This window comes from Enterococcus florum (assembly GCF_004309355.1).
GTDB lineage: Bacteria > Bacillota > Bacilli > Lactobacillales > Enterococcaceae > Enterococcus_A > Enterococcus_A florum.
In genome coordinates this window covers 39,876-64,870 of the sequence record NZ_BJCC01000025.1, presented here as the reverse complement: position 1 = coordinate 64,870, position 24,995 = coordinate 39,876, and the positions used below count along the sequence as shown (strand labels likewise).

General features: G+C 42.4%; 24 protein-coding genes. 22 read left to right on the top strand and 2 right to left on the bottom strand.

Annotated features, from left to right (window positions below; translation table 11 throughout):
- The first annotated feature begins 52 nt into the window (after positions 1 to 52).
- The 21 genes from NRIC_RS14325 (at position 53) to NRIC_RS14225 (ending at position 22,171) form a co-directional block, all read left to right on the top strand.
- Positions 53 to 937, top strand: coding sequence for a sulfite exporter TauE/SafE family protein (locus NRIC_RS14325; protein WP_146623394.1), 885 nt, complete (start codon positions 53 to 55; stop codon positions 935 to 937).
- 20 nt (positions 938 to 957) lie between these two features.
- Positions 958 to 1,272, top strand: a complete 315-nt coding sequence (gene ppnP, locus NRIC_RS14320; protein ID WP_146623393.1) for a pyrimidine/purine nucleoside phosphorylase — start codon at positions 958 to 960, stop codon at positions 1,270 to 1,272.
- A gap of 857 nt (positions 1,273 to 2,129) precedes the next feature.
- Positions 2,130 to 2,801, top strand: coding sequence for a deoxyribose-phosphate aldolase (deoC, locus tag NRIC_RS14315; RefSeq protein ID WP_146623392.1), 672 nt, complete (start codon positions 2,130 to 2,132; stop codon positions 2,799 to 2,801).
- Positions 2,802 to 2,811: 10 nt separating this feature from the next.
- Complete coding sequence (locus NRIC_RS14310; RefSeq protein WP_146623391.1) at positions 2,812 to 3,258, top strand: PTS sugar transporter subunit IIA; 447 nt, start codon at positions 2,812 to 2,814, stop codon at positions 3,256 to 3,258.
- 17 nt (positions 3,259 to 3,275) lie between these two features.
- Entirely contained in the window at positions 3,276 to 4,652 is a 1,377-nt protein-coding gene (locus NRIC_RS14305) for a PTS fructose transporter subunit IIC (protein WP_146623390.1), read from the top strand.
- An 8-nt stretch (positions 4,653 to 4,660) separates the two neighbouring features.
- Entirely contained in the window at positions 4,661 to 5,683 is a 1,023-nt protein-coding gene (locus NRIC_RS14300; RefSeq protein WP_146623389.1) for a Gfo/Idh/MocA family oxidoreductase, read from the top strand.
- Positions 5,684 to 6,727 carry an alcohol dehydrogenase catalytic domain-containing protein gene (locus NRIC_RS14295; protein WP_146623388.1) on the top strand — a complete coding sequence of 348 codons (1,044 nt, stop codon included), beginning with the start codon at positions 5,684 to 5,686 and terminating at the stop codon, positions 6,725 to 6,727.
- 90 nt (positions 6,728 to 6,817) lie between these two features.
- Positions 6,818 to 7,594 carry a DeoR/GlpR family DNA-binding transcription regulator gene (locus NRIC_RS14290; protein WP_146623387.1) on the top strand — a complete coding sequence of 259 codons (777 nt, stop codon included), beginning with the start codon at positions 6,818 to 6,820 and terminating at the stop codon, positions 7,592 to 7,594.
- A gap of 210 nt (positions 7,595 to 7,804) precedes the next feature.
- Positions 7,805 to 8,644, top strand: a complete 840-nt coding sequence (locus NRIC_RS14285) for a Cof-type HAD-IIB family hydrolase (protein WP_146623386.1) — start codon at positions 7,805 to 7,807, stop codon at positions 8,642 to 8,644.
- A 558-nt stretch (positions 8,645 to 9,202) separates the two neighbouring features.
- Positions 9,203 to 9,670, top strand: coding sequence for a PTS sugar transporter subunit IIA (locus tag NRIC_RS14280; RefSeq protein ID WP_175580114.1), 468 nt, complete (start codon positions 9,203 to 9,205; stop codon positions 9,668 to 9,670).
- Between the two features lie 20 nt (positions 9,671 to 9,690).
- Positions 9,691 to 9,990, top strand: coding sequence for a PTS sugar transporter subunit IIB (locus NRIC_RS14275; protein ID WP_146623384.1), 300 nt, complete (start codon positions 9,691 to 9,693; stop codon positions 9,988 to 9,990).
- 26 nt (positions 9,991 to 10,016) lie between these two features.
- Positions 10,017 to 11,459: a PTS galactitol transporter subunit IIC gene (locus NRIC_RS14270; protein WP_146623383.1), complete on the top strand. Its 1,443-nt coding sequence runs from the start codon at positions 10,017 to 10,019 to the stop codon at positions 11,457 to 11,459.
- Positions 11,460 to 11,509: 50 nt separating this feature from the next.
- Positions 11,510 to 13,588, top strand: coding sequence for a BglG family transcription antiterminator (locus NRIC_RS14265; RefSeq protein WP_146623382.1), 2,079 nt, complete (start codon positions 11,510 to 11,512; stop codon positions 13,586 to 13,588).
- Between the two features lie 21 nt (positions 13,589 to 13,609).
- Positions 13,610 to 14,842: a RuBisCO large subunit C-terminal-like domain-containing protein gene (locus tag NRIC_RS14260; protein ID WP_146623381.1), complete on the top strand. Its 1,233-nt coding sequence runs from the start codon at positions 13,610 to 13,612 to the stop codon at positions 14,840 to 14,842.
- A 100-nt stretch (positions 14,843 to 14,942) separates the two neighbouring features.
- Positions 14,943 to 15,950, top strand: coding sequence for a thiamine pyrophosphate-dependent dehydrogenase E1 component subunit alpha (locus NRIC_RS14255; RefSeq protein ID WP_146623380.1), 1,008 nt, complete (start codon positions 14,943 to 14,945; stop codon positions 15,948 to 15,950).
- A 13-nt stretch (positions 15,951 to 15,963) separates the two neighbouring features.
- Complete coding sequence (locus NRIC_RS14250; protein WP_146623379.1) at positions 15,964 to 16,935, top strand: alpha-ketoacid dehydrogenase subunit beta; 972 nt, start codon at positions 15,964 to 15,966, stop codon at positions 16,933 to 16,935.
- Positions 16,936 to 16,942: 7 nt separating this feature from the next.
- Positions 16,943 to 17,998: a 2-hydroxyacid dehydrogenase gene (locus NRIC_RS14245; RefSeq protein WP_146623378.1), complete on the top strand. Its 1,056-nt coding sequence runs from the start codon at positions 16,943 to 16,945 to the stop codon at positions 17,996 to 17,998.
- A 13-nt stretch (positions 17,999 to 18,011) separates the two neighbouring features.
- On the top strand, positions 18,012 to 18,254 hold the full coding sequence (locus NRIC_RS14240; protein WP_146623377.1) for a biotin/lipoyl-containing protein: 243 nt from the start codon (positions 18,012 to 18,014) through the stop codon (positions 18,252 to 18,254).
- A complete protein-coding gene (locus NRIC_RS14235) occupies positions 18,247 to 18,924 on the top strand; it encodes a 2-oxo acid dehydrogenase subunit E2 (RefSeq protein ID WP_146623376.1) in 678 nt (225 codons plus the stop codon). Before NRIC_RS14240 ends, NRIC_RS14235 begins: the two co-directional genes overlap by 8 nt.
- A gap of 30 nt (positions 18,925 to 18,954) precedes the next feature.
- Positions 18,955 to 20,343 carry a dihydrolipoyl dehydrogenase gene (lpdA, locus tag NRIC_RS14230; RefSeq protein WP_146623375.1) on the top strand — a complete coding sequence of 463 codons (1,389 nt, stop codon included), beginning with the start codon at positions 18,955 to 18,957 and terminating at the stop codon, positions 20,341 to 20,343.
- A 160-nt stretch (positions 20,344 to 20,503) separates the two neighbouring features.
- Entirely contained in the window at positions 20,504 to 22,171 is a 1,668-nt protein-coding gene (locus NRIC_RS14225; RefSeq protein ID WP_146623374.1) for a putative glycosyltransferase family protein, read from the top strand.
- Between the two features lie 41 nt (positions 22,172 to 22,212).
- On the opposite strand, the gene NRIC_RS14220 is transcribed toward NRIC_RS14225, so the two are convergent.
- On the bottom strand, positions 22,213 to 23,115 hold the full coding sequence (locus tag NRIC_RS14220) for a carbohydrate kinase family protein (RefSeq protein ID WP_146623373.1): 903 nt from the start codon (positions 23,113 to 23,115) through the stop codon (positions 22,213 to 22,215).
- 17 nt (positions 23,116 to 23,132) lie between these two features.
- Complete coding sequence (locus NRIC_RS14215) at positions 23,133 to 23,879, bottom strand: MurR/RpiR family transcriptional regulator (RefSeq protein WP_146623372.1); 747 nt, start codon at positions 23,877 to 23,879, stop codon at positions 23,133 to 23,135.
- 263 nt (positions 23,880 to 24,142) lie between these two features.
- Here NRIC_RS14215 and NRIC_RS14210 point away from each other — a divergent pair, with 263 nt between their 5' ends.
- The gene (locus NRIC_RS14210; RefSeq protein ID WP_146623371.1) at positions 24,143 to 24,991 is read left to right on the top strand and encodes a class II fructose-bisphosphate aldolase; all 849 of its coding nucleotides are present in this window, start codon (positions 24,143 to 24,145) and stop codon (positions 24,989 to 24,991) included.
- The last annotated feature ends 4 nt before the right edge of the window (positions 24,992 to 24,995 follow it).

Below are 24,995 nucleotides of genomic sequence, written 5' to 3'. Positions count from 1 at the left end.
AGCGGCTGGCCCGCTCTTTCTAAATAAATGATTCTTGGAAGGAGTTTACTGTATGAAACAAGTTTTACTATTTGTGATGATCGCATTCATCGGGCTGCATGGGAGTGTCTTTGGGAGAGATCTATTCAAGCATCGGAAAAATCTCGGCAAAGAAAGCATGCCTGTTTCGATTGGGATCGGTTTTATTACGGACTTTTTTGACACATTAGGGATCGGGGCATTTGCTCCAACAACGTTGTTGGTCAAGGTAACCAAGCAGCTAGACGATGACCGCAAATTACCAGGGACGTTGAATGTCAGTCATGCGATGTCGTGTCTGTTGGAAGCACTTATTTTTATTACCGTAGTAAATGTAGAACCCTTAACCTTGTTCTTGCTTGTTGCTTCAGCAACAGCTGGCTCATGGCTTGGATCGAAATTCGTTACTGGATTACCAGAAAAAAAGGTTCAATTCGTAATGGGTTGTGCCTTGATTGTGACAGCAGTCCTGATGGCGTTGAAACAATCTGGAATGATCAATATTTTGGGAGAAGGCAATGTCGCTACCGGTTTGACTGGAATCAAATTGATGATCGGGATCGTTGGAAACTTCGCATTAGGTGCATTGATGACGATGGGTGTTGGTTTATACGCACCGTGCATGGCGATGGTCTATATGTTAGGTTTAAGTCCATTAGTCGCTTTTCCGATCATGTCTGCCTCTTGTGCGGCATTAATGCCGGTTGCGAGTATCAACTTCATTAAAACAGGCGAATATGCGCGCAAGCTCAGCTTTGGGATCACCATTGGCGGTATTATCGGCGTGATCATTGCAGCAAAATTTGTTACCGGGTTAGACATCACAGTGTTGACATGGATCGTGATCGTGGTCATTATCTATACAGGCTTCACATATCTGCAAAAAAGCCACAGAGCAGTTGCGGCTCAAGAAGTGTAGCAAAAAGGAGAAAAGAATATATGTTCAAAAATGTCAATGCTGAAACAAAGGCAAACATCTACTTTGATGGAAAAGTGACCAGCAGAACGCTTTATCTGGCAGACGGTCAACGAGTGACTTTAGGCTTCATGCTGCCCGGAGAATACACGTTTGGTACAAATGAAATGGAGCGGATGGTTGTAACTCAAGGAACGATGACGGTCTTGTTGCCCAATCAAAAGGAGTGGCTAACCATTTCTGCTTCTGAAGAATTTATTGTTCCGGCAAACAGTGAATTTCAAGTCAAAGTAGCAACTTATGCAGACTATACCTGCAGCTATCTTTCTGAAGAATAGGCAAATTTTTAACGAGTAAATACGACTTAGAAAAATCGGGAATGGATTTGTTGTCCTCATCGGGCAGCACCATTGTCGATTTTTCTTTATTTACTCGAATCACTGCACTAATTTTCGGTCTTTTTTGTGCCTTTTAAGGGAACCTTGTTTTTTGAATCTTTTTTTTGACTTTTGGAGTAGTCATATTCATTTCACCCTGCGTGTTGTTTAGAATGCACTGCATCGTAAATCAATCACTTAGAAAAATTAAGGGATTTTGGTTAATAACGTGAGCTTCTTGTATATGTTTTTGAAGCGTTCAATTCTGAGGGTTTAAGACAGTTGCTGCGATTGGCCGATGAATCTTGCTGTGTAACCACGAGGGTTTTAAACAGTGCAACGTTTTTGTACCCAAGAATCTTTTCGTTACGAAAGGAAGGGGACATGACGTCGCTTTTCGAATTTTGTCGAAACAATTAAGACTTCGATAGTCGCCATTTCTGAGTAAAGTCATTCGCTTTTTTTCGATTTGCAGCGAAGACTCCTTTAATTCCACCTAATCAACCTTATTATTCTCCTTTGCCTCAATCGGTATTTTTCTAAATGACAACCAAGGCTAATGACTGCTCCGATGGGGATATCAGAAAAATCTAGATTCTAACTGACTGATCGTCGCTATTTTGAAAGGGTCATTCTTAGTTTTTTGGGCGTAACCCTCTTCAGTAACGTCCGTTTATCTATCGGGCATTATAGGTACTTCCTGTGTTCGTCATAACTCAAAAACAAACCATTTGTTTTTATTTGTTTTTACATATTGACAAAATGAAAATTTATAATAATATATAAGTGTAAATAAAAATAAAAGGAGTAAAATGAAAATGATTGAATTGAAAAAACTAGCAAATATGATTGACCACACGTTGCTGCGGGCAGACGCCAAAGAAGAAGAATTGAAACAGCTTTGCAAAGAGGCTGATCAATACGGATTTAAGATGGTAGCGATCAATTCCTATCCAGTTTATATGTGTCGCACATATTTAGGTGAAAGTCCTGTTCATGTGGGTGCGGCAATTGGATTTCCCTTAGGTCAAACAACGATTGAAACAAAGGTTTTTGAAGTGAAGGATGCGATTAAAAATGGAGCTGATGAGATCGACTATGTTATCAATGTAGGAAAATTAAAGGATGGCGACATTGATTATATTCGAAAAGAAATGAAAGCGATCGTGGATGCTTCTAAAGAAGGAAACATTCTTAGCAAAGTTATTTTGGAAACTTGTTATCTAACCGAGGAAGAGAAAGTTCAAGTCTGTGAGATCGCCAAAGAAATCAGACCGGATTTTGTGAAGACGTCGACTGGCTTTGGTACAGGCGGAGCGACAATCGAAGACGTTAAGTTAATGAAAGCGGTCGTAGGTGAGCAGGTGAAGGTCAAAGCAGCTGGTGGTATTCGTGATTTGACTACAGCGTTGGCAATGGTCGAAGCTGGAGCAGAGCGTTTAGGAACAAGTTCAGGTATTAAAATTGTTGAAGAGTACAAAAAGAAATAGGAGATGAACGATGACTGAAATTCGCGGTATTCTTAAAAAAGAGTTCGTTACATTACAATTGTCCGCAACATCGAAGACAACCGCAATAAGCGAACTAGCGAACACCTTTGTCAAAGAAGGTGTTGTGACAAATGAGAACGCTTACCTATCCGCGGTCATGACTAGGGAGAAAGAAAGTACTACCGGCATTGGTTTCGGGGTAGCTATCCCGCACGGGAAAAGTGCGGGTGTTGTTGAGCCAGCATTGGCTTTTGGTCGAAGCCAAACGGGAATTGAGTATGATTCCATGGACGGCAAGCCTGTTCATTTCCTTTTTTTGATCGCTGTCCCTGAACATTCAAATGATGAGCACCTGCGTATTTTGAGTAAATTATCGAGAAAACTAATGCATGAAGATGTCCGAAAGCAATTGATGGACGCCGCTACCGTCGAACACATCTATCAAATTTTTGAATAGTAAAGGGGTTACTAACGATGAAAATTGTAGGGATTACATCCTGTTCTACAGGAATCGCTCATACCTATATGGCCGCAGAAAATTTAGAGATCGCTGCCAAAAAAAGCGGGATCGAGATAAAAGTCGAAACACAGGGATCAATTGGGGCTGAAAATGTACTGACCAGTGAAGAGATTGCAGCTGCTGATGCTGTGATTATTGCGGCCAGTACCTCGGTTAACAAAGATCGATTTAATGGCAAACGTTTATTGGAGGTCGATGTTACCGAAGCGATTGATCACCCTGATGATTTGTTTGATCGTGCACCAACTGCTGCGATCTATTCAACAAACGCTGAAACAACCACTGAAGTGAAGGCCGAGAAAAGTGGTATTTACAGTCATCTTATGACCGGAGTTTCTTACATGATCCCATTTGTTGTAGCTGGAGGGATCTGTATTGCGTTGGCCTTTGCATTTGGCGGTATCAATGCAGAAGGACAAATCGCCGCTTCAATCAATGAGCTGGGCGGTATTGCCATGGGATTGATGTGGCCGATCTTGGGCGGATATGTCGCCTTTTCGATTGCTGATCGTCCGGGACTGGTTCCAGGGATGGTGGCTGGAATGGTAGCGTCTTCCATGAACGCCGGTTTTCTAGGCGCGCTATTGGGTGGTTTTTTAGCAGGATATACGATTTTAACTCTAAAAAAGGTGTTGAAGCTGCCGCCTGCTTTTGCTGGTTTGCTGCCGGTTTTGATTTTGCCAGTCGTTTCGGTCTTGTTTGTTGGAATGGTGATGAAGTTTATTGTAGGGATTCCGATCACTGCTTTGAACGAAGGAATCACGAATTGGCTGAATGGGTTATCCGGCATGAACTCAGTCCTGTTGGGATTGATTTTGGGTGGAATGATGGCGATCGACTTAGCCGGTCCTATTGGAAAAGCCGCCTACTTCTTCGGGGTGGCTTCTTTGACCAATTTGGGAGCTGGTGAAACTAGTACAGTTATGGCGGCAGTGATGATTTCCGGAATGGTTCCTCCGTTGGCGATGGCGTTGTCCTCAACGATTTTAGGAAAAGGACTTTACAGCAAGGAAGAGCGTGAAGCTGGAAAATCTGCTTGGGTATTAGGACTGTCATTTATATCTGAAGGCGCAATTCCCTTCGCGGCGGCGGACCCATTGCGAGTGTTGGCTTCTGTGACTGTCGGTTCTGCGATTACTGGCGCCTTGTCAATGATTTTCAATTGCGGAATCGCTGTTCCTCATGGTGGTTTCTTCGTCTTTTTGATTCCTGGAGCGGTAGAAAACGTGCTATTTTATATTTTATCTTTGATAATTGGAACAGCAATCAGTGGATTTCTGGTGACGACAGTCAAAGTACTATCGCAAAAAAAGCAGGCGACTAAGGAGTAATGGTGAACATGACAAATAGGATAAATGTCTGTCTGATCGGGACAGGCAGAGCAGGAATGATTCATGGCAGAAATTTTTCGCGAAGCATCGATCAAGGCAAATTGATTGCTTTGTGTGATCCTTCAAAAGAAAACTTGACCCAAGCACAAGCTGAACTCAATTGCGACTATCTTTACACCGATTATCGAGACGTTATGAAAAATCCTGAAATCGATGCAGTGATTATCGTGACTCCCACAATTTACCATAAAGAAATTGCTTTGGCTGCTGCTGCCTCCAAAAAACATATTCTTTGTGAGAAACCTTTAGCAATGAATGAAGAAGAGTGTGTGGAAATTATTACCGCCGCTGAAGAGCATCAGATTAAATTGCAGGTCGGTTTCATGCGACGCTTCGATGCCAGCTTTCAGGAGGCCAAATTAGCGATTGAGGCTGGAGCGATTGGAGAAGTTGTACTCGTAAAATCTCTCACACATGGGCCAAGCAATCCAAAACCGTGGATGTTCGATATTCATCAAAGCAATGGGCCGATCGGTGAAGTGAATAGTCATGATCTCGATACACTCAGATGGTTAACGGGGAGTGAAGTAAAAAGTATTTATGCAATTGGCGGGAACTATCGGTCCCCAGAAGTCAGGGACGAATTTCCAGATTACTATGATACAGTAGCCATGACGATCCATTTTTCCGATGGAAAACTAGGCATGGTCGATGGAGCACAGTATGTTCAATATGGTTATGATGCTAGAACGGAAGTCTTGGGCACCAAAGGCAGTATCCTGATAGGTGATCAAAGCAAGCATAAGATCACGATCGCAACCAGTGACGGAAAGCTCACAAAACCGGCGATGCACAGCTGGACCTATCTTTTTAAGGATGCCTATGTGGCAGAGGATCAAGCGTTCATCGACTGTATTTTATCGGACACTTCTCCGTTATGTACAGGAGAAGATGGTTTAATGGCCGTAAAATTAGTCAAGGCAGGGTTAACGTCCTTATTGGAAAATCGAATTGTAGAGGTGGATAACTAAATGAAAGCAGTACAATTGTCCGGGAAAGAAAAAATCACGATCAATGAGGTTCCGCTTCCTAAAATCTCAGAGAAGGAGGTCTTGATAAAAGTTCGAGCGGCGTCCATTTGCGGGACTGATGTACGTATGTATAAAAATGGCTATCCAACGGCAACAGAGCAGCAGCCTTTGACTCTAGGCCATGAAATCGCGGGAGATATTGTAGAGGTCGGCTCGGAAGTCGCGTTCTACAACCCCGGGATGCGCGTAGCAGTGGCTCCAAATATGGGGTGCGGAATTTGTGACGCGTGCGTCAGCGGCAGTACGCATTTGTGTGAGAATTACGAAGCGTTCGGTATTAATTTGCCTGGTGGGTTTGCAGAATATCTGCTAGTGCCGGAAAAAGCAGTCAGACAAGGGAACATTTCCCTGATCCCTGATGAATTGTCGTATGAAGAGGCGGCTTTGATTGAGCCCTTCAGCTGTGTATACAATGGTCAAGAAATTGCTCAGAATTATGCCGGAGATACAGTGTTGATTATTGGTTCTGGTCCCATTGGTCTAATGCATGCGTTATTGGCTAAAGCCAGAGGAGCAGGAAAAATAATGATGAATGATCTCTCCAGAGAACGCCTGATGGAGGCGAAAAGCCGAATTCCGGATTTAGTTATCCTTGATTCAGAGCAGCTAAAAGAGCGTGTGTTTGAAGAAACTTCTGGAAAAGGAGTGGATCTATGCATCATCGCAGCGCCAGCTCCTCAAGCACAGGAAGCAAGCTTTGACTATATGGCGGTGAATGGCAGATGCCTATTTTTCGGCGGTCTGCCGAAGGAAAAAGAACAGGTTCGCTTGAATACGAATGTCTTGCACTATAAACAATTGCGGGTGTATGGCTGTACTCGTGCCAGCCTCATGGGGTATCGGACTTGTGCGCAATTGGTAGCCAGCGGAAGAATACCGCTCAAGGAGCTGATTACACAGACTTATCGTATTGATCAGTTTGAAGCAGCTCTAAAGAATGCAAAAAATGCAGTGGGATTAAAAAACGTGATCATTTTTGACTAAAATGAGCTTCAGCTCATGTTTTTCATTTACCCTCAATTGCTTTCGTTTTAGGAATGCTTTATAATGAAATAAAAATAACAAGGTGATTATATGGAAGAACAGTTGTACGCAGAAGAGAGGAAGCAAACAATCGTAACGCTAGTTAACGAGAAAAGCCGCATGCAGGTTTCTGAGCTGGCGGATATCTTCAAGGTAACAGGCTCAACGATTCGAAATGATTTGCGGGAACTTGAAGAAGATGGGCTGATCACAAGAACTCATGGAGGCGTGATCAAACGAGAGTTTCAACGAAGCGTTGAGGTAAATCCCCGAAGCAGAGAGTTTACTGAAGAAAAATATAAAATTGCCAAAAGGGCAGTCGGATTGATTGAAGAAAATGATATTTTAGCGATTGATACCGGTACCTCCTGCAGGGCTTTCGCAGAGCAATTGATTCACAGTGGAATTCAAAAGTTGACGATCTTGACTTATGATTTGGAAATCGGGCTGCTGCTTAGCGAGAAAACCAATTATCAAGTTCAGGTCTTAGGAGGGATGATTCGCAACGGCTATCCCTATGTCTCAGGTAATTCAGTTGCATTGAATTTGAATAATTTTTCTGTGGATAAGGTCATTTTAGGGACCACTTCCTTTGATAAGGACTATGGGTATTCTACGCCCAACTACGAAACTGCTCAAATGAAAAGATGTTTAATGAGTATTGGGCGTGTGGAAATCGTGCTTTGTGAATCTTCTAAAATTGGTCAACGCAGCTTTTGCCAATTTGCGGGTCCTAGTGATTGCGACTATTTGATTACAGATGCAGGTCTTAGAAAAGATCAGGAACAGGAAATCCAGCAGTTGGATGTCATTCACATAAAAGCATAAAAATTGTCGCGCTTTTTGTAAATGTGGTTGCAAAATCCAGCTTTTTCTTAACTGAAGGAAAAATCTTTTTAGAACTTCTTGACCGTAAAATCGGAAAGCTTTACGATGAACGTGGATAGTTATTCGCTCGACTAGGCTAAACCTGTTGAGAAGCAAAACACTGTATAGTGTGCTTCCGGCAGGTTTTTTTATTGGAGATGGAGGATGGAAATGAAGAAACTTATTTTTTTAGATGTTGACGGGACATTGTGCAACGATGCCGGCGTTATACCTGAAAGTGCTAAAAACGCAATCGAAGCTGCGAGTCGTAAAGGACATCAGTTCTTTTTATGTACAGGACGTTCAAAGGCAGAGATTACCGAAGAAGTTCTGTCTTTGCCAATTCGGGGGATCATTGGGGCAGGCGGGGGATACTGCGAGGTAGATGGAAAAGTAATTTTGCATAAGGTGTTTGATCCAGAAGAGTTGAAGCAGCTGATCGCTTTTCTTGAAGAGAATCGGATTGACTATTATTTAGAATCAAATCAGGGCTTGTTTGCCAGCAAAAATTTGAAAAAGTGTCTTCATGAATTGACTCTTAAAGGACTGGAGGCAGATAGTCTAGAAGGACAAGTGCGTTTGGGGAGGATTCAATGGTTTTTGGATCTATTGATTGAAGACCCGAGTCGGATTGATTATAGTGATGTCAATAAGGTGTCGTTTATTAATCAAACCATTCCTTATGATCGAATTCATCAACGATACCATGGCGCGTTTCAAATGATGAGAAGTACGGTCCCGGCGTTTGGTCCCAACAGTGGTGAAATTGGGATGAAAGGTATCCATAAGAAGTCAGCGATCCAATTTTTACTTGATTACTTAGAGTGGGATCAAGCAGACACGATCGCTTTTGGTGATGGTCCCAATGATTTAGAGATGTTTGAAGCTGTTCAGATCGGAATTGCCATGGGAAATGCTTGTGAAGCTCTAAAAGCTGCAGCGAAGGAAGTCACGCTAAAGCATGATGAAGGTGGTATTGCAGCTTCGTTGGAAGAGCATGGATTGGCATAACGTTCAACGGAGGGGTGAGTGCTTTAGCTTTATTAATCAAAGTTGAAACGATTGATTTTCAAGACTTATGACGTTTAAAATAACGTTTTTTTAATCAGTAATTCTGCTTTGTCTTATCGTATGCCAAAGCAGAGTGTTCATTTTGAGATTCAACTAAAAAGGTGAAGAAAAGTAAAATGGTTACACGATCGAATGCTTTTTCAACTAGTGAAATTATGGTTAATCAAAAGAAGAAAGAAAATCACTTTCGATCACAATTATTTTATACAAAAAAATAAAATAATTTTTTTGAGTAATGAATGGTCAATTCCATCTCCTGAAACCTATATTTTAATAAGAATATAGTTATACATGTGTAAAGAAAGTATAATTATAAAGAGACTTTAACGATGAACATCACAATGTTTATCGTTATTTTTATTTCGTAAGAAGAAAAGTTGGGCTGAATCATTCTTTACGTTTCGACCAGATTAAAAATATAATGAGGGTGTAAAGAAGATGTTTTTCTAAATTCGGCGCTGAATCGTGAAAACCTTTACATCTATAGGAGGGATGGTTGTGAGTAATTCCCAGTTGTTGGCATTTGATCGAGAATTAGTCAAGCTTGATGAGTATTATCAAGATCAGGAGGAGTTGTTTAGTAAAATTTCAGCCTGGCTGCAAGAAAAAGAATTGGTCCATGAACATTATTATGAGGCGTTAAAAAAACGTGAAGTCGAATTTCCTACCGGGTTGCATACAAAGCTCTACGACGTAGCAATTCCTCATGCGGATCCGATTCATGTAAAAAAACCCTTCATTGCGTTTGTACGACCAGCAAATGAAATTATCTTCAAAGAAATGGCGACGAAGCAAGCGGAAGTGCGGCCCAAGATCATTTTATTTTTAGGGTTGATGAAAAGCGAGGAACAGTTATCTGTTTTGCAAAAATTAATGAAGCTGTTTTCTTCAGAGGCATTTATGAGCGGGTGTCTTCAATCGGATGAAGATGAAAAAGTATTTGAATTATTGGAAAGTGCATTTTAATCAAAAGGAGGAGTTTCAAAATGAGAACAATCAATGTGCTGTCTGTTTGCGGATCTGGATCAGTAACGAGCTCAATGATCGCAGGAAATGTCCGTGATATGTTGGATGATGAAGGCTATCAAGCACAAACAGTGGAGTGCAATCCAAACGGGGTGGATGAGTTGTTGACCAACCGTGAATTTGACATTATCGTGCATACCAGTCCGCTAAAAAGAGAATATGATTTGCCGACGATCAATGCGATCGGACTTTTGACCGGGACGGATGAAGAGGGCTTTGAAGAGGAACTAATGGAAGCTGTAAAAGGACTGGAGCTTTAAACGCCGTAGGAAGGAGATAACTAAATATGGATAACTTTTTAAATTTATTATCTGATATTATGAACGCTTTTGGGTCAGCTGTCGTGGTTCCGATCGTCCTTTTCGTTATCTGTCTCTTGATGAAGGTAAAGCCAAAGAAAGCTTTTCAATCCGCCTTGAACTGTGGGATTGGGCTGATTGGGTTTAACTTATTAATTGGTGCGTATACTCCGATTTTAGCACCAGTAATTGAACGTATGGTTGAAACGACTGGTATTAACATGAATATCATTGATACGGGCTGGCAGCCGACTGCGGGAATTATTTATTCGGCCAAAATTAGCTTGGTATTCTTGGCACTAGGCTTGGTGATGCAGACATTCCTGTTTGCTATTCGTTTTACCAACATCTTCCAGCCATCTGATCTGTGGAACAACTATTCTTACATGATCTGGGGCGCGATGCTTCAATTGGTCACAGGAAATACTTGGTTGGCCATTCTATTGATGGTGCTAACTAACTTGTATTGCTTAATGCTCTCAGAAATTACCGAAAAACGGTGGTCAAAATACTATGGTATTCCTGGAGCAACCTTGGCTATTGCTCATGATTCGGCACCTGTACCGTTAACCTTAGCGATGAACTGGCTATTGGATAAATTAGGTGCGAACAAGATTAAGTTAAATCCCCAAACTATTGAAAAACGTTTAGGTTTGTTTGGAGAAGCAACCACGCTTGGTTTGCTGTTGGGGCTGATTTTGGGAATCTTAGGTAACTTGACGCGTTTAAATACGTTGGAAGGGTGGGGCGAGGCAGTTCAACTGGCCGTTGCCACAGCAGCTATTATGGCGATCTTTCCTAAAATTGCGGCAATTTTCAGTTCAGCCTTTTCCAGTATTACTTCTGCTTCCAAGAAAAATGCGAAGAAATCAACTAAAGGCGGTCAAAGAGAATGGTACATTGCGATTAACGATGCAGCTGGTTATGGTGAACCGGCAACCTTGCTGTCAGGTATGATTTTGATCCCGATTATTTTGATCTTAGCGGTTGTCTTACCAGGAAATCAAGCCTTGCCAATGATCGATTTGATTGGAATTCCTTATTTGATTCAAGCAATCGTGGCTATGACCAACGGCAATATTTTCAAGACAGTGATTATCGGGGCGGTGTATTTGTGCGGCGGCCTGTATATGGTAACCGCAGTTGCGCCGATTTTTAATGACTTGGCAGTGAGTGTTGGCTATGAGATTCCTTCTGGAGCGATGATGATTTTTAGTATTATTCTCCTGGCGAATTGGGTCAATGGCTTGCTTTTCCTAATTTTCTTAAATGGAAGTCCGTTGCTGATTGGCCTTTCGATTATTGTCTATGTTGGCTGTTACTTATTTGTACGCACGAAGCGTGACAGCATTCATGAATATTTAGAAAAACAAGCATTAGGTGAAGACTATGTTCCAGAACCAGTTGCTGGGGAAGTATCAACGGAATAAATGGGAATGATTGGCTTGATAAATAGAAGAAAACTAAGGGAGTGATAGGAATGGATCGTCGAATTTTTGATCTTTTGAATGAAATTGTTTCTAATCAGGAGATTGATTTGTCGGAGCTGGCTAAAAAATACTCCCTGAACAAGACACAAATTGACTATTCTTTGAAAAAAGCCAATCAATACCTGTTAGAAAACCAAATTGAACCATTAAGAAAAGAAAATCACGTTTTAACTGGTCGGCTGACTATGGAGCAGTTAAATCTGATCATTGAAAAAGAAAATGATACTGGCTGGCTTTCTGATATGGAACGAAAAACCTTGATTGAGTTTATGCTGATGCTGCATGAGGACACTTCTTTAGCTCATTTTTCGATTGATTTGAAGGCCAGTAAAAATACCATTTTAAGTGACTTAAAAGAGGTCAAAAGGAATTTTGAAGAGCAGAGCATTCAACTGCATTATAACCGTAGAAAGGGCTACTATCTCGAAGGCAATGAAATTACGATTCGCCGCATGCTGCTAAAACGGATTCGTGAGACCGACCGTATCAAACAGATGGTGGAAACGAACGGCTTTTTAGAAATGCGGAGTTCTAAATTTTATCAGGATTTTTTCAAACAGATTGAAGAGGGCATGAGTATTCGCCTATCTGATGAAATGATTTACCGGTTGCCGTTTATTATTGAAGCATTACTGAAACGGGCAGAAAACCAGCATCAATTGGAAGAAGCCGATCTGATCGACTTGGCAGTGCTGAAGCAAGAGGACTCTTTTCAGATTTTACGAGAAATATTCGAGAGGAATCTGCCATTGGAAAAAGTCAATGAAGCGGATGTCAGTTTTCTGATCATTCAAATCCTAGGTGCCAGTTTGGTTCTCAGCCAAGTGAAGCCGGAAACCTATGAAAAAGATCCTTACTATCATCTAATCTGCAAGATGGTCTGGCGGTTTGAAAATAGTATGGCGATAAAATTTAACCAAAAAGAAGAAATTTATTTAAAGTTTTACCAGCATATCATCCCGGCGATCTATCGTATCAAATACGATATTCCATTGGCCAACGATCTCTCCACTCGGGTGAGGCAGGAATACAGCTACATTCATTCCATCGTGCGCAAGGTGATCGATCCGATTGAGCAAGAATTGCAAACCAGCTTCCCAGAAAATGAGCTGGCCTATTTAACCATGCTGTTTGTCGGATTGATTTTTTCACAAAACGCGCACATTGAAAACAAACCTAAAGCAGTGGTTTTATGCGAAAACGGGCTAACGGAATCATTACTTCTGACCAATGTGCTACGAGAAATTTTTCCCGAGTTTGTGTTTATCGGATACATGTCTAAACGGGATTTTGTCAAAAATGAAGTACCAGCAGACGTAATTTTTTCTACGGTTTACTTTGACACTGAGCAGTTTCTCTTTGTAGTTGATCCAGTGATTAACGATGAGAAAAAGCTTTGGCTGCGAAAAAATGTGCTGAAGAAAATTCGTTTTTATGGACCGAAACAAGAACTGATGAAAAAGGAACAAATCAATCAATTCATTGAAAGTATTGAACCCTTCGTTACAATCAAAGACAAAAAAGGGCTGGAAGCTTTTCTGGATATTACTTTACAGCCCTTTTCTCTTCAATTATCAACATTATCGTATTACAACAAACCATCCTTGGTACAACTGTTGCCGATTGAGCACATTCAGTTGAGCAATGATTCGCTTTCATTAGAAGAAGCGATTCTGCTGTGCAGTCAGCCGCTAATAAAAAATAAAATAGTGGAGCTTTCTTATGCAGAGCGAATCATTGCCAATTACCCAAAAGGAGAATCGTACTTCTCTATCGCTCCTAAGGTGGCGTTGCCGCACACAACCGGTATAGGAGATGTGCACAGTGTTGGGATGAGCTTGCTGAAGCTGGCTGAGCCGATCTATTTTCCAAATGAAAAACGCTGGGTTTCACTATTGATGGTGGTGGCACCGTTGAATAATGATATGCATATCAATGCAGTTACGCAATTTCATAAAATTGTTTTGGATGATCAGAATGTTGAGAGGCTGTTGAATTGTCGAAAGCCAAAAGAAATAAGTGAACTTATTCATCAAAAAGTAGCAGAACTTGAAAATGCGAGAAAATAATCTCAGAAATGGGGAGAAACAATGAAATTTGAAACATTGAAAATGTCAGAAGGCTTGAATAACGAGTTTGTCATCGCCACCTACTATATGAAATCTGAAAAGGAACCTGATCTTTATGATTGGGTGAAGCTAGTTGCAGCCGACCAAAGTGCTGGGACCTGGACACATGTGGAGGGAGAAACACCAGAGGTAATTGCACTGTATGGGGCAAAAGTAATTGGTGTTTATCCAATGTCTGATGGCATTTCATGTATTGCTCGAGTAGCTTTTCCAATTGCTAATTTCCCAGCTTACATGGCAATGGTGATCAGTACGGTTGCTGGAAATGTCTTGGCACAGGATGGTATTCGCTTAGTGGATATCGAGTTTCCAGAAGCGATGCTGGAACAATTTACCGGCCCATTGTTGGGAGTCAGCGGCATTCGGGAACTGTTGGGAATCCAAGAACGTCCGTTGGTTGGTGCCATTTTGAAGCCATGTATTGGTGTTCCGCCGGAAGCTAGTGCTGCCGGTGCGGCGAAAGCGGCTCTTGGCGGAGCAGATGTAATTAAGGATGACGAACTATTAAGTGATCCAGCCTACTCTCCAATGATTGACCGAGTGAAAACGGTGATGGCGCATTTGAAAGAAGTTGGCAAAGATAAATCTACTTTATACGCAGTCAATATTACTGGACAAAATGTAGTGGATCGTGCGAAAGCAGCCATTGATGCTGGCGCTAATTCCATTATGGTCAACTATAATGCACTAGGTTGGGCAGCAACCGAGGATTTGGTTCGCTTCTTGAAGCAAGAAAACATCAAGATTCCAATTTTTGGCCATTGTGCAGGCGCAGGTGCCTACTATCGTTCGGCTAACAACGGAATGTCGGCAGCCTTAAGCTGTGGGAAATTGCCACGTTTAATTGGAATGGATATGCCATTAGTTTACCCAGATACTGGACGCTTTGGAACCACTACGGATGAGTTAGTTGAAACTCATAGTGCCTTATCCACTCCAATGAAGTCAATTGAACCAGCCTTCACGACTGTAGCAGGCGGCGTTCATCCAGGAAGTATTGAATACTTGATGAATCTCTTAGGCAATGAAACCATTTTAATGGCTGGGGGCGGTATTTACGGGCATCCAGAAGGAGCAGTTTCCGGTGCGAAGGCTTTACTGCAAGCAATTGAAGCAGTAATGAATGAAATTCCGGTTGTTGAAGCGGCGAAAAATCATGAAGAATTGGATCAAGCATTGAAGTTCTGGTCCTAATTACTGGTTCAAAAAATTAGGCAGAACGGTCAACAGAACATCAGATTCATTTTTCATTAAGAAAAATGATTACCTTAACAGGAAGGCGGGAGGGATTTCATTGGAGAAGACTCTTTCAAAAGAAACTTTGTTAAAACTTTATCGAACAATGGTACGCATTCGTGCATTTGAAAATGAAGCGATTGAATTAGCCAAGGCGAATATTACTCGAGCGGCGGTTCATACGTATAACGGAGAAGAAGCGATCGCTGTAGGGGTTTGTGCCCACTTAAGCGACAAAGATTACATTACGTCGACTCACCGTGGACATGGTCACTGTATTGCTAAAGGTGCTGATTTGAGAAGAATGTTTGCTGAACTAATGGGTCGAGAAACTGGCTATTGTAAAGGCAAGGGCGGCTCGATGCACATTGCCGACTTAGCTACGGGTAATTTAGGAGCTAACGGCATTGTCGGTGGTGGCATTCCAATGGCAATGGGAGCAGCTTTAGGCTTGCAGGTGGCTCATGAACCGCATTTGTCTGTTGCCTTCTTTGGTGATGGGGCTTCAAATGAGGGTTCCTTCCATGAATCCTTGAACATGGCTTCAATTTGGAAGCTGCCGGTGGTATTTATCTGCGAAAACAATAAGTATGGGATTTCTACTTCGACAGAAAAATCCATGAATATTAAGCATATCTCGGATCGTGCTAAGGGTTATGGCATCAAAGGGCTTACCATTGATGGAAATGACCTAGTCAAAGTGTACGAAACCTTTGCAGAAGTTAAAGAATATGTTTTAACTGGCAACGGTCCCGTTTTATTGGAGATGGATACTTATCGTATGTCAGGTCACTACTTTGGGGATAATGAAAATTACCGTGAGCGCTCAGAGGTGGAAAAATGGCGGGAAAAGGATCCGATCTTCCGCTGTGAACAGCTGCTGATAAATCACTATGATGTAACGGAAGAAGAATTGAGGACAATTGAAAAAGAGGAAAACCAAAAAGTATTAGCTGCTTCGGAACAGGCCAAGCAAGATCCAGAGCCGTCAGTTGAAGATATGACGGATGATTTGTACGATCCAACCTTTGCAGATATTGAGTGGAACGTATTTTCTAAAGGATAGGAAGGGGAAAATTATGCGGAAACTTTCAATGCGTCAGGCAGTTAACGAAGCGCTGCATATTGCTTTTAACAGTGACGAAAATGTCTTTACCATCGGCGAAGATATCGCTGTCTATGGTGGTCAGCTACGCTGCAGTTATGACTTATTAGAGAATTTTGGCGGAGAACGGGTACGAGATACCCCGATTTCTGAAATTGCGATTGTTGGTGCGGGGATCGGATCAGCGATGATCGGGCGGCGTCCAATTGTTGAATTGTCTTATATGGATTTTATCGGAGTGTGTTTTGATCAAATCCTGAATCAGGCTGCGAAGATGCGCTACATGTATGGCGGTCGGGTGAGTATTCCTTTAGTCATTCGGACACAATGCGGCGCCGGACTAGGAAATGGTGCGCAGCACTCGCAATCTTTGGAAAATATTTTGTCTCATGTACCAGGAATTCGGGTAGTAATGCCCTCCAATGCTTACGATGCTAAAGGCTTGCTGCTGCGGGCGATTCGTGACAACAATCCGGTGGTATTTGTAGAGCATAAAGCTTTATACAAACGAAAATGTGAGGTGCCAGAAGAGCCCTACGAAGTCAGCTATGAGAGCGAAGTGAAGCAAGCCGGAGAAGACATCACGATTATCTCTTATTCAGCCATGGTAGATGTCGCGTTAAAAGCGGCTAAGGAATTAAAAGAAGAGGGGATCAGCGCCGAAGTGATCGATGTGAAGAGTATCGAACCGCTGGATATGGCACCGATTTTAACCTCGATTGAAAAGACCGGGCATGCTTTAATCGTTCACGAAGCCGTCAAAAAATCCGGCTTTGGCGGAGAAATTGCTGCTCAAATTCAAGAGTTTGCTTTCGATCATCTGAAAAAACCGGTTTTACGAGTAACCGCGCCAGATGTGCCAGTGCCGTTTGCTAGAAATTTGGAAATGGCTTATGTACCGGATGAAAATCAAGTCATCGCAGCAGTCAAAAAAACATTGAGCTAGGGAGAGGATTATCATAAAACTACTAATTACGACGTATATAGATGAAAAAAATATTGAACGCTTAAAAACCTTATTTTCAGAAATCAAGTTTGCCGGCATGACGGAATTAGGTCGGATTTTGACAGAAGATGAGTTAGCAAATGCAATAGAGGACTGCGATGCGATTATCATCGAATTTGATCCTTTAACGAAAAAGGTATTGGATCGGGCGAAGAAGTTGAAAGTCATTGCTTCGGTTCGTGGGGGCGCGCATGCCAATGTTGACGTGGATGCAGTAACCAAACGTGGTATTCCAATTTTCAATGTACCTGGGCGAAATCAAGATACGGTCGCTGATTTCACGATTGGGATGATGATTGCTGTCAGCCGTGGCATTGCAAAAGGGAATCTGTTAATCAAAAATCGGGTAATTACCGATGATAAAACGTATGTTGAAAATGGTTTTTGTGTCACTGATGTCAATTGGGTCGGCTCTACACCAGAAAAATTTGCGTACTTGCAATACAAAGGTCCTACTTTAGCGGGAAAAACAATCGGCTTAGTTGGTTTTGGAGCGATCGGTCGAGAAACTGCGAAACGGGCATTGGCCTTTGATATGAAGGTTTTGGCTTATGATCCCTTTGTTAAGCAGGAAGATATTTCAGTGGAGGTTCAATTGGTAGAGCTGGAGGAATTAATGGCTGCCTCCGATTTTGTTTCAATCCATTTGCCAGTGAACGATGGGACTCGTGGGATTGTTTCAGCAGACATGTTGAGCAAAATGAAAGTAACTGCGTATCTAATCAACACGGCACGAGCTGCTGTAATGGATTATGATAAATTGATTGATATGCTGCAAAAAGAGGAGCTTGCTGGAGCGGCGTTGGATGTGTATCCGGTAGAACCATTACCAAATAATCATCCACTATTAGAATTAGACAATGTGGTATTGACCCCCCATATCGGCGGCTGCAGCATGGACCCTTATGACCGCTCGTATGATAAATTATTCACAGAGTTGAAGCTATTTTTAGCTGGTGGTATGCCGGAAAAGGTATATAACCCAGAATTTGCCAATTATTAGTGAGGTGCAGAGGATGAGAAAAGAAGTAATTATGCCGAAAATCGGCTTGGACATGGACGAAGGAACCATTATTACCTGGTATAAAAAAGTAGGGGATGCGGTGAAGAAAGGCGAAGTTTTACTAGAAATCGAAACAGATAAAGCCACGACTGATGTGGAAGCAGCAGTGGATGGGGTATTAGCCGAAATTGTCGAAGAGGAAGATGCCACCGTTGATATCGGCGAAACCATCGCATGGATTGAAGTCGATGAGTAGTGAAGGAAAAAAGCTAGCCGGAATCAAAAAGGCAATGGCTAAACAAATGATCCGCAGCTGGACCGATGTGCCACAGTTTCAGCTAAGCACAACGGTTCGCTGTGACAATTTAATCGCTTATCGCAAAAGTTTGCCGGAAAAGGTTTCGTTCACTGCAATTATAGCCAAAGCAGTTGCGGTGACCTTGCAAGAATTTCCTGAGATGAACCAACGGTTTGTGGATGGTCTAGTAGAGTCGGTGGATGCGGTGAATCTAGGGATCGCCAGTGACACTAAGCGTGGTCTGCTAGTTCCGGTCATCCCTCAGGCAGAGGCGAAGTCCCTAGCCGAGATGCAGCAGGCCTTGAATGAAATCAAAGAAAAAAGTAGGCTAGGGAAGTTCTCAATGGAAGAACTGACGGGTGGAACCTTCACCATCAGTAACCTAGGCATGTTCAACGTTGAAACGTTTTCTTCTATTGTAAATACACCGGAATTAGGAATCCTGGCTGTCGGAAAAATCGTCAAGAAACCCTATGTGGACGAAAATGACCAAATTATCGCAGCTTCAATCCTTCAACCAGTGTTGACTCTGGATCATCGGGTTGCTGACGGTGCTAGCGGGGCAAAATTTTTAACACGTATGGCTGAGGTGTTGGAAAACCCTGAAGAACAGCTGCCTAAAAAATAGAGAAAATCATACGAAGGAGGAGGAATTCACTTGGAAACAACCATCGCAATTATTGGCGGCGGTCCTGGAGGATATGTTGCAGCGATACGTGCAGCGCAATTAGGCGGTAAAGTGGTATTGATTGAGAAAGAAATGTTGGGCGGTACGTGCTTGAATATCGGCTGCATTCCTACTAAAGCTTTACTCCAATCAGCAGAAGCACTAGAACAGGTACAACAAGCCAAAAAATTTGGTATTTCAGCTACTGTTGAAGGATTTGACTGGTCGACAGTAATGAAACGCAAAGATCGAGTCGTCAAGCAGTTAGTCAAAGGGGTCCAAAGTCTGATGAAAACTAATCAGATCGAAGTCTTGCAGGGAACTGCAGCATTTTTGGATGATCAAACGATTGAAGTGACTGGCGCAGACGACGAGAGGATCAATTTACAGCCGGATCGGGTGATTATTGCGACTGGTTCTAAGCCTTTCATTCCGCCAATTAAAGGGTTGAACAATTATACTGACTGGTTGGATTCCAGCAAAGCTCTCAGTTTAGAAAGTTTGCCAGCTTCCATGTTAATTATTGGTGGTGGAGTGATCGGCATTGAGTTTGCTTCGATCTTTAATCACTTTGGTGTCGCTGTGACGATCGTGGAAGAACAGCCGGAAATCTTGCCAGCAATGGATCAAGAACTGGCGGGATTATTACGGAAGAAGCTGACTAAGTCGGGAATTAAGTTCCGATTGGGTGTTCGAGTTGAAGCGGTCGCTTCTCATACAAAGGGAGTTGAACTTTCCTTGGGTAATGAAAAGCTTACCGGTGAAAAGCTGTTGATCGCCGTCGGGCGCAAAAGCTATATTGAAGGGTTAGGTCTAGAAAAAACTTCTATTAAAATGGAAGGACAGCAAGTGTTAATCAATGAACGTACACAAACTACCGTGGATCATATTTATGCAATTGGCGATTGTACCGGACAGGTTATGTTGGCGCATTACGCTTCAGCACAAGGTGAAATTGCTGCAGAGAATGCTTTAGGTGCCAAGGAAATCTTTAAAGGGGATGTTGTTCCTGGGTGTGTCTATTCTGATCCGGAATTTGCTGGTGTCGGTTTAACAGAACAAAAGGCAACAGAAAAAGGGATCGACTTTCGCTTAGGCAAGTTCCCTTTAAAGGCCAGCGGAAAAGCCCTGGCTATGGACAAAGCTTATGGCTTTGCGAAAGTTTTAGTGGAGGAGGAAACGGATAAAATTATCGGGGTCCATCTGCTTTGTGAACGCGCAACGGACTTAATTACAGAAGCGGCAGTAATCATGCAGCTAGGGGGAACTACCCGAGAAATCTTGTCGACCATTCATCCACACCCAACTTTAAGTGAAGTGATCTGCGAGGCTACAATGGCTGCGGATAAACGGGCGATTCATATCCCAAATGAAGGATAAGCTTTAAAAGAAGGAAGTAAATCCGCTGTGCGGATCTGCTTCCTTTTTGTATTCAAAATCTTACTTAGGATCGTCAACTTTTGTTTCATACTAAAGCCTGTCAAGCGTTTTTCACTGGAAATCATCTCGTCTACTTTATAATGAGAGACGAGGTGATTCCATGAAGAAAAAAATACCCTATTTGGTGATCGTATTTGCAGCGCTCCTTTTAGTGTTGCCCAATCTCATCACACGCCAAATGGTAATGGGATCGGATTCTGTCTTTCATTTTAATCGCTTTTATGATACAGCGATGCAGATTAAGACTGGAAATTTTCAATACTTTATCTCACTGTTCGGTTTTCAGCAGTCCGGTCGGATCGTGAATCCATTTTACGGACCATTATGGGCTTACTTGAATGGTGGGCTGGTTTTATTGGCTGGAACATGGTTTCGTTATCAAGTATTGTCGAATTTCCTGTTGTATGTGTTGTCGGGAACTTCTTTGTTTCTACTATTGAAAAAGGCGCACGTCAGTTTACCGATCCGTTTGCCGCTATCGTTGTTTTTTATGACGACGTTTTCGATTCAATATTGGATCGAACGGCAAGGATTTACGAGCTGGGGGACAGCGGTATTGCCATTGTGTTTGATTCCAGTAATCGATATGGTGGAGAAAAAGCAGATTCCAATTCTTAAATTGGCCTTATCCATGGCTTTGATGGCGCAGATTCATTTGTTTACTAGTTTGCTTTTGGCAGTGATCTATGCCGGCTATTTTGTCTACAGTTTTGTGAAATGCCATGAAAAGGGCCGAATGCTGAAGCATTTGTTTGCAGCAATTGGCTTGTTCATACTGTTGACTGCCAATCTGTGGACCGCCTTATTCTATTTGTATCGCGGCAATACTATTTTGAGTCCTTTTATCAATCGAGATATGTCTTCTTTTGCGGTGGATACAGGCAGTGATTATTGGCTATTTTATCCTTATCCTTTGTTGATTTTGATGGGGATCGCAGCAGTGATTTTTATCGTGCGGCGTAAAGAAATGTCGGTCTTGACAGGGATTACAGGCTTATTGGCACTGCTGTTTCTATTTTTATCTAGTGATCTGCTGCCGTGGAATACGATGGTTTCCGATGAACTGCCTTTTGTCAGCTTGATTCAATTTCCTTTTCGTTTTTTTGCCCCGTTTACCGTACTGTTTCTCTTTTTCAGCGGGAAAACGCTGCAGGCAGTTAAATGGGATACACGAAATTTTCTGCTGTTGTTTTCAGCATTTGCACTGCTCGGCATGGGACAGGTTTTGTTCACCACCACCGAGACGCTCGCCCGCTGGCAGACGGAGAATTATGCTGGCAACAGCCAGATCCATACGTATGTTGATTCAAATACAAAGGCGGTCAAAGACTCTTTTTTTAATTCTGACATGCAAAAGAGCTTAACGCTTGTTCAAAAAGGCACACCTGACTATTTGCCGATCTACCAAGCGACCTCCGCAAACAATTATCGGCTTTATCGAGACGAGATCGTTGAAAGGAACCCAAACTTTCAAAAAGAGGTTCGCAATGACCAGCTAACAGTAAAGTGGAAAGCACCTGTCAATGGTCCACTGGCTCTGCCGATCATTTTATATCAAGGATCACGCTTAGAAGCAAAAGGTCGACCGATCAGCTATACGTTGTCTGAAATTGGCACCCCCACGATTCAAGCGACGGAGGATATACAAGAAATTACTTTATCGTTTAAAGCACCTTTTTATGTAGACTTAGGAATCTGGGTAACATTATTGAGCTGGATTGGCAGTTTAAGCGTCTTGGTTTGGATAAGGACACATAAAAACAGTTAAAAAAGAGCTCGTACTTTTTCATGTACGAGCTCTTTTTGACTTTACAATCCTTGCTTTTCCTGCAAAAATCGGTCGACCTTCTCTTTTTCAGGGACCGCAGTTTGCCCACCCAGCTTCTCGACTGAAAGCGCGGCCGCAGCAGAAGCCGACACTATAATTTTTTCGATCGAATCGTCTTGGTGCAGCCCATAAGCGAAGGCCCCATGAAAGATATCTCCTGCTCCCGTTGTATCGACCGGTTTGGTCGGGAAGGCAGGAATGTGGACGATTTTGCCTGCTTGCTTATAGACACTGCCTTGTTCGCCCAACGTAATGACGATTTGCTTGGAATTAAGTTTTTCCAAGGCATCAAAAGTGGCTTCCAAGGTCGAAACCTCTTGCAGGTCAATTACGATCTGGGTGTATTGATAAGCAAAATCTTGCGAACAAACCAAGAAATCCACTTGCTGGAACAACTCAGTCAGCTCAGGTTTGAAGCTGCCGGCATCCATGATTGAGCAAGCTTTCGGAAATCGACGTAAAGCTTCTAACGAAATAGCTTGTTCGTGGCCATCGAGCAGGATCACCTTTGGAGACTCGGGCCAAACAGGATGAAAATCGGTTTCCTTCAAAGGCGCATTCAAAATCGTCCGATTTCCGTTTTTCTTGTTGACCATGATACAGCTGATGCTGGTCTTCTGCTGCTCTTCGTACCGGATTCCTGTTGTATCGACTCCTGCAGACTGCAGAGTTTGGACAATTTCCTTGCCGAATAGATCATCTCCGATTCGAGCAATCAATGAGGTGTGAATCCCCCAAAGACCGCACAGGTACGCGGCATTAGCGGCTGGCGCACCCATGCATTCATGGCGATCAAAAATACGGTATTTTTGATTTTCTACAATGGTGCTGTCTGTGGGAAAAGTCAGGTCGTACACCGCCTGTCCAATACATAAAATACTCATGATTTTCCTCCTAATTTTTATAAGCCGATATACTCGATAATTGTGCGGGTGATGATCAATAAGGGAACTCGTGAATAGACCTGCAGGCCGCTGGCACTCATGACCTTTTCCGTGTGGCCGATAATAGTCACATCTGAATACTTCTCTAAATCAGTTGGGGATTTACAACAGCAGGAAACGACCTTTGCACCAATCCGCTGTGCGCTTTTAGCGGATTCTGCCAGTTCAGGGGTCGAATTTCTTAAAGACAAAATAATGATCATGTCTTCTTTGGTTACAATCTCGTGCGTTTTATCCATCCACTTCACATCTTTCACTATGATCGCATTATAACCTAAGAGCTGCAGGTACATCTGGAACTCTTCGGCAATCAGCCCAGTAAATCCACGAGCATATATAAAAATTCGCTGTGCCCTTTTAATGTATTCGATGGTTTGAAAAATAGCAGTGGAACTAATGGCATCAATGGTTTGAGTGCATTCACGAAAGGATTTTGCCAGGATGTTGTTCACAACATAGGGGGCATCGTAAGTATCTCGCGATTGCTGTTGCTGAGAGATTTTGTAACGCAATTCGCCAATACCGGAGAATCCGCATTTTTGAATGGTACGTGAAATGGTGGCGGAGGAGGTAAAGGTCTTCTCTGCCATTTTTGTGATCGACAATTCGGGAATTTTTGCTTCGTTTTTATTGATGAAATCAATCACTTTGCGTTCAGAATCAGATAGCGCTTCGTAATTTTCTCTTTTCAATTGAATAATCATGGGAGCCCTCCTCATAAAGTATCTTGCAGAACAAATAGAATAGTGAAGTCGAACTCAAGTATATTTTCTCATAGTTTACCATGAATGGATTTTCAAAAAAAACTTGTTTCGGCTTTTTTTTTGGAAAGGTTTTCCTCATCACTATATAGTAATTGCTCTTTTTACAGGCTATCATAAAAGTACATCAAATATACGTATATTATGATATTTATTTTTTTGGCTGGGCCCGTCAAAGAAATTGGCAATCCGAGGAGGAAATTTTGATGTATGTAACTTTGAAAGAAGTACTGACAGAAGCAGACAGATTGAATATGGCGATTGGAGCTTTCAACACCCATAATTTAGAAATGCTGCCAGCAATCATTCAAGCGGCTGAACAGCAACACACGCCGGTAATTGTGCAAACCAGCTGCGGCACCGCAAATTATGTCGGACATAAAAATTTGGTTGCTGTTTGCCAATCGATGGCAAAGGAATATGGGGTAGAAGTGGTCTTGCACTTGGACCATGCCAAAGATTTTGGTGAGATTCGAAAAGCGATTCTGGCGGGCTATAGTTCGGTCATGTTTGATGGTTCTTCGCTGCCTTTTAAAGAAAATATTTTAGGAACCCAACAAGTGGTGAAATTCGCCAAAGAGTATGGTGTCAGTGTTGAAGCAGAGCTGGGAACTGTAGGTGGGACAGAAGATGGGATCGTGGTTTCTCAGGATCAAGTCTTTTATACCGATCCTGAAGATGCGGTACGATTTGTCGCGGAAACAGGAATCGATGCTTTAGCTGTGGCAATTGGAACCAATCACGGGCAGTACAAATCCAAAACGGATATCAGCTTTGATCAATTAGAAAAAATCCGAGCGGCTGTGTCTATTCCCTTGGTGATTCACGGAGGAACAGGTGTCAAAGATGATGATGTAAAACGAGTCATTGATTTAGGGATCCGTAAATTCAATGTTGGAACGGAATTGTTGGTAGGCTGGAATAAAAAAGCGAGAGAATGCTACGAAGCCTCTAAAGAAAATGTTTCGAATCGTGAGAACGTAGTCCCTTGTTTGGAAGTGATCCGGACGACGGTAGAAAGAAAAATTCATTTATTCAAAAATTTGGACGATTGAAGGA

Coding starts and splice junctions, on each gene's coding strand:
- NRIC_RS14325 (WP_146623394.1), top strand. CDS start 53: ATGAAACAAGTTTTACTATTTGTGATGATCGCATTCATCGGGCTGCAT.
- ppnP (WP_146623393.1), top strand. CDS start 958: ATGTTCAAAAATGTCAATGCTGAAACAAAGGCAAACATCTACTTTGAT.
- deoC (WP_146623392.1), top strand. CDS start 2,130: ATGATTGAATTGAAAAAACTAGCAAATATGATTGACCACACGTTGCTG.
- NRIC_RS14310 (WP_146623391.1), top strand. CDS start 2,812: ATGACTGAAATTCGCGGTATTCTTAAAAAAGAGTTCGTTACATTACAA.
- NRIC_RS14305 (WP_146623390.1), top strand. CDS start 3,276: ATGAAAATTGTAGGGATTACATCCTGTTCTACAGGAATCGCTCATACC.
- NRIC_RS14300 (WP_146623389.1), top strand. CDS start 4,661: ATGACAAATAGGATAAATGTCTGTCTGATCGGGACAGGCAGAGCAGGA.
- NRIC_RS14295 (WP_146623388.1), top strand. CDS start 5,684: ATGAAAGCAGTACAATTGTCCGGGAAAGAAAAAATCACGATCAATGAG.
- NRIC_RS14290 (WP_146623387.1), top strand. CDS start 6,818: ATGGAAGAACAGTTGTACGCAGAAGAGAGGAAGCAAACAATCGTAACG.
- NRIC_RS14285 (WP_146623386.1), top strand. CDS start 7,805: ATGAAGAAACTTATTTTTTTAGATGTTGACGGGACATTGTGCAACGAT.
- NRIC_RS14275 (WP_146623384.1), top strand. CDS start 9,691: ATGAGAACAATCAATGTGCTGTCTGTTTGCGGATCTGGATCAGTAACG.
- NRIC_RS14270 (WP_146623383.1), top strand. CDS start 10,017: ATGGATAACTTTTTAAATTTATTATCTGATATTATGAACGCTTTTGGG.
- NRIC_RS14265 (WP_146623382.1), top strand. CDS start 11,510: ATGGATCGTCGAATTTTTGATCTTTTGAATGAAATTGTTTCTAATCAG.
- NRIC_RS14260 (WP_146623381.1), top strand. CDS start 13,610: ATGAAATTTGAAACATTGAAAATGTCAGAAGGCTTGAATAACGAGTTT.
- NRIC_RS14250 (WP_146623379.1), top strand. CDS start 15,964: ATGCGGAAACTTTCAATGCGTCAGGCAGTTAACGAAGCGCTGCATATT.
- NRIC_RS14240 (WP_146623377.1), top strand. CDS start 18,012: ATGAGAAAAGAAGTAATTATGCCGAAAATCGGCTTGGACATGGACGAA.
- NRIC_RS14235 (WP_146623376.1), top strand. CDS start 18,247: ATGAGTAGTGAAGGAAAAAAGCTAGCCGGAATCAAAAAGGCAATGGCT.
- NRIC_RS14225 (WP_146623374.1), top strand. CDS start 20,504: ATGAAGAAAAAAATACCCTATTTGGTGATCGTATTTGCAGCGCTCCTT.
- NRIC_RS14220 (WP_146623373.1), bottom strand. CDS start 23,115: ATGAGTATTTTATGTATTGGACAGGCGGTGTACGACCTGACTTTTCCC.
- NRIC_RS14215 (WP_146623372.1), bottom strand. CDS start 23,879: ATGATTATTCAATTGAAAAGAGAAAATTACGAAGCGCTATCTGATTCT.
- NRIC_RS14210 (WP_146623371.1), top strand. CDS start 24,143: ATGTATGTAACTTTGAAAGAAGTACTGACAGAAGCAGACAGATTGAAT.